The sequence below is a fragment of the Pseudoduganella sp. R-31 genome (assembly GCF_049913235.1).
Classification (GTDB): domain Bacteria; phylum Pseudomonadota; class Gammaproteobacteria; order Burkholderiales; family Burkholderiaceae_D; genus Rugamonas.
Map to the genome: position 1 here is coordinate 2,558,484 of NZ_CP183986.1, position 11,941 is coordinate 2,570,424.

Sequence of the window (11,941 nt, forward strand, 5' to 3'; positions counted from 1 at the left end):
TCAGGATTAAATTCTAGCCAGCGTCGTGCTTTTGCTATAGAGGGCGTAGTAGTACTGCTGTACTCTGCCTCTGAGCTCAGAGTTGGCTACGATAGTTCGCTGCCGCATACTGCTGAAGCGCGGCGATACGCTTGCGCGTCTCTCGCTTGAAAAAGAACACTACCGCTGGAGTCAGCAGCCAGGATAGCCAGCGCGGCTTGGTCGTGATGTTGTATGAGAAAAGAACCCTGGTCCTGTCGGGGCCGAGTTCCTTGAAATTCCACCCGCCGGCAAATTTATCGAAGATGTATGGGCCCTTGATCAGCTTCACGGCCGCAACCTTGTTGGGCTGGTAGGACACGTAGACCGTATCCATGCTAAGGCCATTGGCCGCAGTGCAGCGAACCAGTTCGCCTTGCGCAGCGTCCGTCGCATTGACCAGGAATGCCTCTGTCGTGAGAGGATCCCACTTTGCCCTCAGGTCGTAGTCCTGGGTGAGCTTGAACAGGTATTCGGCACTTGCGCTGACTTCGAAGTCGTAACGTATCAGCATAGTGAGCGTAGGTAGAATCTGGTATCGACTGCCATTACCGGGAAGGCAGGAGGCAATTCGCACTGGTTTATTTCGGTGAAGCCGTTCTTCTCGTAGAAGCGATGTGCCGCGACGAATGCATCGGTTGTTCCAAGATAGACTTTGTCGATCCCCTGGAGGCGCGACCATTCGAGCAAGCTATTGAGAAGATGCCTGGCCACGCCATGCTCGGCGCCTCGATGGGATTGCGAGACGAACAGTTTGCGCAAGGCGGCCTGGCTGCTGCCGATGTCCAGCAGGGCAATGGTGCCGACGATGGCGCCTCCATGCTCGGCCACCCAGAAGCCACCGGCGCCGTGCTGATAGAAGCTCGGAATGTTCAGCAGGTCGGGCTGGGCTTCGAGCGTGATCGGAATGCCGAACTCGGATTGCTGGATCGGAAGGATCACATCGATGACGGCTTGAGCGTCAGCAGGTGTGTATTGGCGAATGCGTAAGGTCGACGTCATATTGACGGATTACGCCGCGGCCTGGGAATCGACCTGCAACTCCTGGTCGCTGGCGAATGCCGCCATATTCGTTTCGCCCATCACGCGGCTGGTGACGGTGCCGGCGGCGATGGAGCCGCTGACATTCAGCGCCGTCCGGCCCATGTCGATCAGCGGTTCGATCGAAATCAGCAGGCCTGCCAAGGCCACCGGCAGGTTCATTGAGGACAGCACGATCAGCGCCGCAAAGGTCGCACCGCCGCCAACGCCGGCCACGCCGACGGAGCCGATGGTGATGATCGCCAGCAGCGGTACCAGGAACGAGGCGGTGAAAGGATCGATTCCGACCGTCGGCGCGATCATCACGGCCAACATGGCGGGATAAATGCCGGCGCAGCCGTTCTGGCCAATGGTGGCGCCAAACGACGCGGCGAAGTTCGCGATGCCTTCCGGCGTGCCCAGGCGCTGCGTCTGGGTCTGCACGCTCATCGGGATGGAGCCTGCGCTGGTGCGGGACGTGAACGCGAAGGTCAGCACCGGCAGGATCTTCTTCGTATAGCGCAGCGGATTGAGGCCGCTTGCGCTGACCATCGCCAGGTGCACGCAGAACATCAGCAGCAGGGCGCAGTAGGAAGCCACGACAAAGCCGATCAGGTTCAGGATGTCGGCATAGCTGGAGCTGGATACCACCTGTGCCATCAGCGCGAACACGCCGTAGGGCGTCAGGCGCAGCACCAGCGTCACCATGCGCATCACGATGGTGTGCGCCACGTGCACGGCATGGTCGAAGGAAGTGAAGTGCTCGGGCTTTTTCTCCGCGATGCCGATGGCGGCCACGCCGATAAACACTGCGAACACCACCACCGCAATGGTCGACGTCTTGCGCGCGCCGGTCATGTCGAGGAAGGGGTTGCTCGGGATGAAGGAGAGCAGCATGTTCGGCAGCGAAATCGACTGCGCGTCGGCCAGCTTGCCTTCCAGGTAGGCGCCGCGCGCCACTTCCGCCGCGTTCGACGCCAGGCCGGCCGCGCTCAGGCCGAATACCTTGGCCATCAGGATGCCGATCGCCGCCGCCACGGTGGTCGTCAGCATCAGGGTGCCGATGGTGAGGGCACTGATCTTGCCCAGCGAGCTGGCGTTGCGCAGCTTGAGAATGGCCGAGACGATCGACACCATGATCAGCGGCATGACGATCATCTGCAGCAGCTTGACATAACCGCTGCCGACGATATCGAGGTACTGGCCGGTCACCTTGACGATGTCGCTGCCGGCGCCGTACAAGGTTTGCAGCCCGGCGCCCAGTACAACACCCAGGCCCAGCGCGCTGAACACGCGCACGGTGAAGCTGGCATGGCGTTTCTGCTGCATGACGAGGAAGGCCAGCACGATGGCGGCGACGGCCAGGTTGAGGATCACTTGCAGGTTCATGTAGGGTCGGCGGCTTATATTCTGGAATCGACAGATTCTAATTGAATTGGTGTAGTCTTGCCTATTTGCAGTGCCGAGGTTGCAGAGTCGCTACGAAAGGAATAGCCATGTCGAAGCAATCGATGAAGGTGGGCACCCGGCTGGCGCTGGGTTTTGGCCTGGTGCTGGCGCTGATGGCCGGCGTGTCGGGCCTCGGCATCTTCAACATGCACCGCATCCACGCCCAGCTCGAGAAAGTCGTGCGGCTCAATGTGGCGAAGCTGACCTATGTGCAGGACATGTCGGAGGCGGTGCATGTCGTGGCACGCGTCACGCGCACCCTGGTGCTGCTCTCGGACGAAGCGGCAATGCAGCGCGAACTGCCCAAGATCCAGGCCGCGCGGGCTCAGTACGACAAGGCGCAGGCGGCGCTGGAAGCCTTGCCTGCCACGGAGGAGGGCAAGGCGATCCGCGCCCGCATTCGCGCGCTGCAACAGGAGTCCCGTTCATTGACCGACCAGCTGCTGCAGCTGGCCATGCAGCACAAGGATGACGAAGCCGTGGCCCTGCTGATGCAGAAAGCCGGCCCCGCCACTCAGCGCTGGCAGGACGTAATGGATGAAGACGTGCAATTGCAGCGCCAGCATAATGCCAGGGACGCTGCCGCCGCGACCGAAGCCTATGCCGCGGCCCGCAGCATGATGCTGGTGATGAGCGGCGTGGCGCTGGTGGCCGGCGTGGTGGCCTCTACCCTGATTGCGCGCCGCTTGCTCGGCCAGTTGGGCGGCGAACCCGATGTGGCGGCCGAAATCGCCGGCCGTATCGCTGCCGGCGACCTGACCGTGCATGTGGAAACCCGCCAGGACGATGAAGCCAGCATGATGAAGGCCATGAGCATGATGCGCGACAGCCTTCTGCGCATCGTATCCGAAGTGCGGCAGGGGACAGAGACCATCAACACCGCCGCCACCCAGATTGCGGCCGGCAACCTGGACCTGTCGTCGCGTACAGAACAGCAGGCCAGCGCGCTGGAGGAAACCGCGTCCTCGATGGAGGAGCTGACCAGCGCCGTGCGCGAAAACGGCAACAATGCACGCCAGGCCAACGAACTGGCCGCGGCGGCGACCGCGGTGGCGCAGCAGGGCGGCGCCGTGGTAGGGCAGGTGGTGCAGACCATGGGCTCGATCAGCGATTCTTCGCGCAAGATCTCGGACATCATCGGGGTGATCGACGGCATTGCCTTCCAGACCAATATCCTGGCCTTGAATGCGGCGGTGGAGGCGGCGCGCGCCGGCGAGCAGGGGCGCGGCTTTGCCGTGGTCGCCACCGAAGTGCGCCAGCTTGCGCAGCGTTCGGCCGCTGCGGCCAAGGAGATCAAGGACCTGATCGTCAATTCGGTGGAGCAGGTGGACCAGGGCAGCGCCCTGGTCGCCCGGGCCGGCAGCACCATGGATGAAGTGGTCGCTTCGGTGCAGCGGGTGTCTGAGATCATGCGTGAAATCACGGCCGCCGGCGATGAGCAAAGCGCCGGCATCGAACAGATCAACCGGGCCGTGACGGAGATGGATACGGTCACGCAGCAGAACGCCGCGCTGGTGGAGGAAGCCGCATCAGCAGCGGATGCGCTGAAGCAGCAGGCCGCCCACCTCGATACGCTGGTGGGCGTGTTCAAGCTGCATCACGATGTGGCCAGGCGTACCGCAAACAGCAGGATGGCGACGAAGCAGCTGGCCGCAATCAGCCCGCCTGCAATGACGTAGCCGGGACGCAGGGCGCCGGCGTCGCGCTCGAAATCGCTGCGCCGGCGCAGTCCGATGAAGGACCAGGCAACGGCCAGCATGGTTTCGCCGAAGCTGCGGGGTTTGGTGTCGTCCATGTCGTATCCTTTCGAGGTTGGGCCTATTGTGCGCCGGCCCGGCCTCGAAAAACAGGCGCAGAAGCGCCCGGAAACGACCGTATCAGTTGGCAGCCGGCTGGCCGCGCAGCCGGGCCAGGGCCTTGAGCAGTTTGCCGCGCTGGCCCCCGGTCCAGTCCAGGCGCAGCAGGTCGGCATCGCCCAGCGACTCCAGGCTGGCCGCCGCCTCGTCGCTGCCGCCGTCCGCTTCTTCCAGCATTTCCTCGTACAGCTCCGGGTAGGCCTGGATGCGCAGCATGACTTCGTCCGCGACCTCGTCTTCCACCAGCGTGTCGCCCCAGGCGAGCAGGCGTTCGGCCAGCTCGGACAGCGCGGCGTGGCGCTCGGGCGACGTGGCCTGCTGTTGCAGCAGGTCGAAACTGGCCAGGGCTTCCTGCAGCTGGCGGGTGCAGGCCGAGACGTGGCAGGCGTAGGTGGCGAATTCGCGTGCCAGCGGACCGCCTTCGGCGATCTGGCGCCAGCTCGCCAGCATGGCGTCGCCGCCCAGCACCGGGCCGGCGCCGGGCACTTGCCAGGCCTGGGGGGCGGCCAACTGGCGCAGCTGCACTTCGGCGCGCCCCAGGCAAACCTGCAGGTCGTCAAGGCGGCGTGCATAGGCGCTGTTGGCGCGCGACGCGCGCAGCCTGTCCAGCAGGTGAATCGGGATGGCTTCGCGGCCGCGCCATCGGGCCACGGCTGGCAGGGTGGCGGCACGCGGCGCGGATGCCGGTGCCAGCAGGTGGTTCATGGCGCGCGCTCCGCGGCTACGCAGCAGCCAGGTGTCGCCAGGTTTGAACTGTATTAAAGAGTCCATCACAACCTCCCTCGGGCTTTGAGGGAATTCTGAACCTTTTATCAAGCCCCCGCAAGCCTCAGCCAGCGCCGATGATGCGATTGCGGCCGGCGCGCTTGGCCTGGTACAGGGCGTCGTCGCCGCGTTTCAGCACGTCTTCGCAGGATAGGTCGCCGGCGCGAAAGCAGGCCAGGCCGCCGCTGATGGTGACGGAGTCGCCAATGCAGCCCAGGGCTTGCAGGGTTTCCGCGATGCGCAGGCGCAGGCGTTCGGCAATGGGCGTCGCCTGTTCGCAGGTGGTGTGTGGCATCAGGACCACGAACTCGTCGCCGCCCAGGCGGGCCGGCGCGTCGGTCGTGCGCAGCTCGCGCTGGCACACGTCGGCGGTGGTCTTGATCACCATGTCGCCGGCCAGGTGGCCGTGTTCGTCGTTGACGCGCTTGAAGTGGTCGATATCGAAGATCAGCATGGTCATCGGGGTGGCGTAGCGCTCGAAGGTATCGAAATGCTCGGCCAGCACGCTCATCAGCTTGCGCCGGTTCAGCAGGCCGGACAGCGAATCCACTTCGCTCTGCATGCGCAGCTGAACTTCCAGTTCCTTGCGCGCCGTGATGTTGCTGGCCACCCACAGCACGGCATCTTCGTCGTCAACCTGGAAGTCCAGCGCCTGGAGGCGGCCCTCGAACCACAGGCGGTAGCTCGGACCGCTGCCAGCCTGCCCCTTGATGTCGCCTTGCACCAGGCTGTATTCGACAATGTGCAGGGCGCGCCAGGCCAGGGCGGTTTCGATCTCTTTCAGGAACCAGCTGGCCTTGTCCGGCGTCAGGACGTCATGGACGGTTTTGCCGATCAGGTGGGTGCCGTCGTGGTAGTACCGCAGGTCGATGCCGCCAAAAATAGCCATGTAACGGCCGCTGCGGGTCAGGACGAACGCAGGGTCGGGCAGGGCATTCAACAGCGATGAGAGTTGATTGCCAGAAAATAGTGTTTCATCGCGCATGACTATGACAGTATCGAGACCCGCCCAATAACGCAAAAATTGTTAATAGGAAATTATTTAATTGTAACTATTTAACTTTCATCGTGTCGTGCCTGCCACGCGAGCTGGCCGCTGGCTGCCTCGTTCAGCTGGGCCGCCAATGCCGGCGCGGCGGCCTGGGCGATGCGGAAAGCCAGTGATACGCGCTGCCCGTGGCTCACTTCCAGCAGGATGGCGCCGGCGGCGGCCAGTTCACGCCGCACCATGCCTTCCAGCGAGTAAGGCAGGGTGCAATGCACTTCGGTATGGCGCACGATGGCGACTTTTTCCACTTTCATCAAGGCCTGGGCCACGGCATCGGTATAAGCTCGCACCAGGCCGCCCGCGCCCAGCTTGATGCCGCCGTAATAGCGCACCACGGCTGCCAGCACGCCTTCCAGGTCCTGGTGGCGCAGCACGTCGAGCATGGGGCGGCCCGCCGTGCCGCCGGGTTCGCCGTCATCGACTGCCGCCGACTGGCCGCCGGCCAGCAGGGCCCAGCACACATGGGCCGCAGCGGGGTGCTCGGCGCGCAGGCGGGCCACGACGGCCTGCGCCTCGGCGCGGCCGGTTACCGGAGAGACAAAACCGAGAAAACGGCTCTTCTTTACAATCAAATCGCTAGTCGCGGGAGATATAATGGTTTGTGGCATGGGGCCAACATGATACAGCTTTGCTGAACAGTTAACGTCCGGCTTCCCTTACAATGCCGTTGCAATTTGTTCAACTTGGTCTACGTGGCGACGTTCGTGGCAACTTATCGGATCAAAACCCTTGGCGTACAAAGCGGCTTCCTGCAGGAGCGGGTCGAGGCACGCCTGATGCTTTTGTTCCGCCGCCCCCTGGAGGCGGTGCGCCCGATCACGGCCGGCAATGGCGCGATCGTGAAGAAGGGCGTCGACTGGGCCATGGCCGAGCGCTTCCGCGACGCCTTGATGACCTGCGGTATCCGCTGCGAAGTGGAGGAGGAAAAGGCGCCGCCCCCGCGTGCGACGCTGGCTGAATACGCCGTGCAATTGCAATCGCACCTGGAATTGCTGGACCCGGGCCGGCGCTGGACTTTCATGGCGGCAGAAGGCGAACTGTTTGGGGTGCCCGGCCCGGAGTCGCCCTATCCGCTTGAACTGCTGGTGCCGCTGGAGAGCATGTACCAGGAATGGCTGGGCGCATCGCTGGCCGCCAGCGAAGACCTGCTGCGGCACACCGCGGGCATGGTCCTGATGGGAAATACGCCCGGCATGGTGGAGGAGGCCGTGCGCCACCTGCTGCCGATCGTGCGCAACAGTGCGGAGCGCGGGCAAGCCATGCTGGCTGCCGCCCGGGGCTACTCGCCGCTGCTGTTCCGTCCCATTTGCGAGGGCCTGGAAATGGGCCTGGCCTTCCACCGCGGCACGGTGACCCACCGCGTGGCACGGGCGCATCTCGAGGCCTGGGGGCTGACCGAGGATGCCGCTTTCGAAGCTGCCTTCGCCAATTTGCGCGCGCGCTCGACCGCGCCGCTGCTGTCGTCCCCGCAAGGTGTCTTTGCCGGCGGATGGGAAGATGGCTACAGCTCCTCGCGCATGCTGCTGCCTGAATTGATCAAGGCGGCCGTTCCGGATGGACGTCCGGTCGTCATGGTGCCGACGCGCGGCATGCTAATGGTGTGCAGCGACCAGAACCTGGTGGCGATGGAGGCGATGCTGAAGGCCGCTATCGAGGCCATGCGCGAAGAGAAAATGGTCATGCCACGCCTGCTGCGCCTGGTGGACGAGCGCTGGCAGGTCTTCGTGCCGCCAAGCCTTGAGCGGCGCCTGAACAGCCTGGCCAAATACGTCGAAGGCAATGATTACCGCTTGCAGAAGGAACTGCTGAAAACACACGAATGGGCCAGTGGGCGCAATCGCTGCGTGGTCACCTACCTGGTCGGCAAGCTTGGCCCGGAGCAGGTCCGCACCAGCGCCTGCACCTGGACGCGCGACATGCCAAGCCTGCTGCCGAAAACCGACCTGCTGTACTTTGCCGATCCTTCCAGCCTGGACCCGCCGATTACCGTGAGCTGGGACGCCGCCATGCCGGTGGTGGGAGCGCTGATGCAGCGCACCGACGATTACCCGCCGCGCTATTTTGTCGAAGGCTTCCCGAACGAGGTGCAGTTGGCGCAACTGGCCGATATCGCTGCCGGCGCGCGGCGCGAAGCAAAGGCGAAGGCCCTTGCCGCCGCCCAGGCTGCACAAGCGGCCATGGCCGCGCAGAACACCCGCCCCATGCTGGACTCGCGGCGCATGCAGACCGTGGCGGCAGTGCTGAACCGTCCTGTCGGCGAAGTGCTGCGCAGCGCGCTTGGCCGCAAGGCCGGCGCCAAAACCGCGCATGCTCGATAACAATGCACTGGTGGCTGCGGCCACGCCCGTCTTTCTTGTCATGATCGCTGCCGAAGCCTGGCTGGCCCATCGCCGCCGGCTGCAGGCCTATTCGCTGGCCGACAGCCTGACCAGCATGGGCTGCGGCATCTGGACCGTGACGCTGGAAGTGTTCACCAAATCCGCCATGCTGCTGGCCTATGGCTGGGTGTTCAGCCATTTGTCGCTGTGGCAGTCGGCGCCCGCGTCGGCCTGCACCTGGGCGTGGTCGTTTGTCGCCTTCGATTTCGTCTATTACTGGGCGCACCGCTGGTCGCACGAAATCAACTTCCTGTGGGCCGTGCATTCACCGCATCACCAGAGCGAAGAGTTCAACCTCACCACGGCGCTGCGGCAGGGCGCTTTCCAGGATCTTTTCCACGCGCCGCTGTTCATGGCGCTGGCGCTGCTCGGCTGCCCGCCGGGCGTCTTCATCATCCAGCTCACGCTGAGCAAGTTCTACCAGTTCTGGATTCATACGCGCCTGGTTGGCCGGGTGCCGCTGCTCGAGGGCATCCTCAACACGCCCAGCGCGCACCGGGTGCACCATGCCGTCAACGACGTCTACCTCGACCGCAACTACGCCGCCACGCTGATGATCTGGGACCGCCTGTTCGGCACCTATATCGAAGAAGGCGAGGCGTGCGTTTACGGCGTGCGCAAGGGCGCGCCGGGCTGGAATGCGGTGCGGGCGCAATTTGCCTGGCCGGCCGTGATGTGGCGCGATGCGCTGCGCACTGCGCGCTGGCGCGACAAGCTTTCGCTGTGGTTCCGCCGCACCGGCTGGCGTCCCGCCGATGTTGCCGCTGCCGATCCGTGGCCGGCCTTCTCGCTGCCTGCGGGCCGCCTGTACAGCGCCACCCGTGCCACAGCCGGCGGTGCGCGCTGGACCTTCGCCGCGCTGTCGATGTTTGCTGCCGCAGTGGCCATGCAGAACCAGCTGGTCCTGCATGCCGCCACGCTGTCGCTGGCGGCCAGGCTGGCGCTGGCTGGCGCCGTTACTGCGGCGCTGCTGCTGGTGGCGTATTGCCTGCAGCCTGTTGCGCCTTCTGCCGCCAACGCACCAGCCAGAACACGGGCAGGCTGACCGCACCCAGCGCCATGCCCCACCAGAAGGCTTCCCTGCCCATGCCGTAAAAGGCCCAGAGCGAAAAAACGCAGCTCATCACCGCACTCAGGGACAGCGCTGCCCCTCGCGCCAATACGCCGCGCCGGTGCAGCCTGAATACCGCCGCGCCGCCGACCAGGTAGAGCGGCATGCTGGCTGCCGTGACCACCAGCGTCAGGAAAGTGAAGGCCTCGGCCGTCGAGCGGCTGTAGTTCATTGCGATCATCACGCTGGCCAGCGCTCCCACCAGCAGCAGCGACCAGGCTGGCGCGCCGTGGCGGTTGGGCGCTTTCAACATGGCGGGGAAAATGCCGTGGCGAGCCATCGACGCGGTCACTTCGCCCGCCAGCATGGTCCAGCCATTCAGCGCCCCCAGGCCGCTGAAGATGACGGCCGTCGCCAGCCAATGCCCGCTGCCGCCATCCCAGTAGCGGCGGAACAGGTCGACGAAGGGGGCGTTGGAGGCGGCCAGCTCGGCCTGCGGCAGCAAGAGCATGGGAATCGTGCAGACCAGCACATACACTGCTGCCGCGGCCAGCGTGCCGGCAATCGTGGCGCGCGGGATGGTGCGCTCCGGCTCGTGCACCTTGGTCGCAGGCAGCGAGGCGCATTCCACGCCCAGCATTGCGAACAGGGCAATGGTGCCGGCTGCGGCGGTGCCGTCCAGCGTGAATGGCGTGGGCGGCAGGTGCGCCGCGTAGGCGGCGCTGTCGGTTCCCAAGATCCACACGCCCAGCAGCACGATGGCGCTCATCGGCAGCAGCTTGAGCGCCGCCGACACCAGTTGCACCCGGCCCGAAGCCAGCGCACCGCGCAGGCTGACCAGCACGAAGAACCAGATGATGCCCATGGCCGCCAGCGGCGGCAGGGCCGGGTGCGCGGACAGCGCCGGCGCCAGCGTTGCCAGGTAACCCACGATGCCGATCGCCAATGCGGCATTGGTGACCCAGATCGACACCCAGTAGCACCACATGGTGAAGAAGGCAACGCCGTTGCCGAAGGCGCGCCGGCAATAGCCGTAAGGCCCGTCCTCGTCCGGCATGGCGCGCGCCAGGCGGGCGAAGACGTGGGCGATGAACAGGCAGCCGATGACGGAGATGGCCCATCCCGCAAACGCGTTCCTGCCGAACGGCGCCAGCGCGGCGGGCAGCATGAAGATGCCCATGCCGATCATATTCCCCACGATCAGGGCTGTGCACATCCAGAAGCCGAGCGGCTTGGCCTTATCCGTGGCGTGCATAGGCCGCGCGCAGCAGGTTCTGGAAATGCCACACGCCGCTTTCGCGCCTCGGGTTCAGGCGCCCGGCGGTGTATGAGCCGGATGCCAGGCCTTGCTGGACGTGCTGGCAGATGCTGATGTCCTCGGCCTGGATCTCGTCGCTGAAGGCTTGCTCGGCCTGCGCCCGCGCCTGCACTGCCGGATCGTCGGCGTAGTAATAGTCGAACTCCACGATGCACTGCCTGTGCCCGGCCGGCAGGATGCGGTTGGTCTGCAGCCGGCCCGGTGTGATGTTCAGCATGATGTTGGGGTAGATAAAGTAGTACCAGGCATTGCCGTCGCCGTAGATGCCGTCGTTGTTGCGCAGCGGCGAGTGCTGCAGCGAATGCCATTGCGCCAGCTCGGTGTCGTAGGCGCGGTAGTCGAGCACCTGCGACAGGCCGGGATGGACGAAGGGCAGGTGATAGCCTTCGAGGAAGTTGTCGACATAGACCTTCCAGTTGCATTCGAGCTTGTAGGTGTCGCGCTTGGCGAAGCGCATGGACGACACGCCCGCCGGGGCGATGAGCTCGGCGATGCCGGCAAAGACCTGTTCGAACGGCGGCGCGGCGGCATCCAGCGCCACGAACACCAGCCCCTGCCACTCGCGCACCTGGATGCGGGGCAAGCGGATCGCCGACTTGTCGAAGCCGGCCGCGTCTTGCATTTCGGTGGCCGCACGCAGTGTGCCATCCAGTTCGTAAGTCCAGCCGTGGTATTTGCAGTGCAGCGCCCGCGCGCCCTTGCCGTTACAGGTCGCGAGCGGGCCGGCGCGGTGGCGGCAGACGTTGAAGAAAGCCTGCAGGCTGCCGTCGCCCTGGCGTATGATGATAATCGGCTTGCCGGCAATGTCGCCGACGACATGGTCGCCGGTTGCACTGAGCTCCCCGGCGTGCGCCGCCAGTTGCCAGGTCGATCCGAACACTTCCCGCAGCTCGAATTCCAGCCATTGCTGGTCGGTATAGAAGCTGGCATGCAGCGCGCGGGCGCGTTCCAGCGGCTCGATACGGCAATGCTCCTGCAGGGTCATATGTGCTCCGCGGCGCGAAAGATTCACTGTCTCATAAATTGCAGCGCACTGGA

General features: G+C 64.8%; 12 protein-coding genes. 3 read left to right on the top strand and 9 right to left on the bottom strand.

Annotation, left to right across the window (positions count from 1 at the left end):
* Positions 1-76: 76 nt before the first annotated feature.
* The 3 genes from ACN9MY_RS11650 to ACN9MY_RS11660 are packed head-to-tail and all read right to left on the bottom strand — an operon-like array spanning position 77 to position 2,427.
* Positions 77-532 (bottom strand): type II toxin-antitoxin system RatA family toxin, encoded by a 456-nt coding sequence (locus tag ACN9MY_RS11650; RefSeq protein WP_426337375.1) that lies wholly within the window; start codon positions 530-532, stop codon positions 77-79.
* Positions 526-1,020, bottom strand: coding sequence for a GNAT family N-acetyltransferase (locus tag ACN9MY_RS11655; RefSeq protein ID WP_426170804.1), 495 nt, complete (start codon positions 1,018-1,020; stop codon positions 526-528). Before ACN9MY_RS11655 ends, ACN9MY_RS11650 begins: the two co-directional genes overlap by 7 nt.
* A 9-nt stretch (positions 1,021-1,029) precedes the next feature.
* Positions 1,030-2,427 carry an L-cystine transporter gene (locus ACN9MY_RS11660; protein WP_426170806.1) on the bottom strand — a complete coding sequence of 466 codons (1,398 nt, stop codon included), beginning with the start codon at positions 2,425-2,427 and terminating at the stop codon, positions 1,030-1,032.
* 107 nt (positions 2,428-2,534) lie between these two features.
* On the opposite strand from ACN9MY_RS11660, the gene ACN9MY_RS11665 reads away from it, so the two are divergent.
* Complete coding sequence (locus tag ACN9MY_RS11665) at positions 2,535-4,166, top strand: methyl-accepting chemotaxis protein (RefSeq protein WP_426337376.1); 1,632 nt, start codon at positions 2,535-2,537, stop codon at positions 4,164-4,166.
* On the opposite strand, the gene ACN9MY_RS11670 is transcribed toward ACN9MY_RS11665, so the two are convergent.
* From ACN9MY_RS11670 to ACN9MY_RS11685, 4 genes are all read right to left on the bottom strand, one after another.
* Positions 4,085-4,282, bottom strand: coding sequence for a DUF2970 domain-containing protein (locus ACN9MY_RS11670; protein ID WP_426170809.1), 198 nt, complete (start codon positions 4,280-4,282; stop codon positions 4,085-4,087). The genes ACN9MY_RS11665 and ACN9MY_RS11670 overlap by 82 nt on opposite strands.
* Positions 4,283-4,364: 82 nt before the next feature.
* A complete protein-coding gene (locus ACN9MY_RS11675) occupies positions 4,365-5,114 on the bottom strand; it encodes a hypothetical protein (RefSeq protein WP_426170810.1) in 750 nt (249 codons plus the stop codon).
* A 58-nt stretch (positions 5,115-5,172) separates the two neighbouring features.
* Positions 5,173-5,997 carry a GGDEF domain-containing protein gene (locus ACN9MY_RS11680; RefSeq protein WP_426170812.1) on the bottom strand — a complete coding sequence of 275 codons (825 nt, stop codon included), beginning with the start codon at positions 5,995-5,997 and terminating at the stop codon, positions 5,173-5,175.
* Positions 5,998-6,164: 167 nt separating this feature from the next.
* Positions 6,165-6,764: an IMPACT family protein gene (locus ACN9MY_RS11685; protein ID WP_426337377.1), complete on the bottom strand. Its 600-nt coding sequence runs from the start codon at positions 6,762-6,764 to the stop codon at positions 6,165-6,167.
* Positions 6,765-6,860: 96 nt separating this feature from the next.
* On the opposite strand from ACN9MY_RS11685, the gene ACN9MY_RS11690 reads away from it, so the two are divergent.
* The gene (locus tag ACN9MY_RS11690; protein ID WP_426170816.1) at positions 6,861-8,474 is read left to right on the top strand and encodes a hypothetical protein; all 1,614 of its coding nucleotides are present in this window, start codon (positions 6,861-6,863) and stop codon (positions 8,472-8,474) included.
* Positions 8,464-9,579 carry a sterol desaturase family protein gene (locus ACN9MY_RS11695; RefSeq protein WP_426337378.1) on the top strand — a complete coding sequence of 372 codons (1,116 nt, stop codon included), beginning with the start codon at positions 8,464-8,466 and terminating at the stop codon, positions 9,577-9,579. Before ACN9MY_RS11690 ends, ACN9MY_RS11695 begins: the two co-directional genes overlap by 11 nt.
* Here the strand turns inward: ACN9MY_RS11695 and ACN9MY_RS11700 are convergent.
* Positions 9,491-10,840, bottom strand: a complete 1,350-nt coding sequence (locus ACN9MY_RS11700; RefSeq protein WP_426322533.1) for an APC family permease — start codon at positions 10,838-10,840, stop codon at positions 9,491-9,493. The two genes, ACN9MY_RS11695 and ACN9MY_RS11700, sit on opposite strands and share 89 nt — an antisense overlap.
* On the bottom strand, positions 10,824-11,888 hold the full coding sequence (locus ACN9MY_RS11705; RefSeq protein ID WP_426337379.1) for an aromatic ring-hydroxylating oxygenase subunit alpha: 1,065 nt from the start codon (positions 11,886-11,888) through the stop codon (positions 10,824-10,826). Before ACN9MY_RS11705 ends, ACN9MY_RS11700 begins: the two co-directional genes overlap by 17 nt.
* Positions 11,889-11,941: the final 53 nt, after the last annotated feature.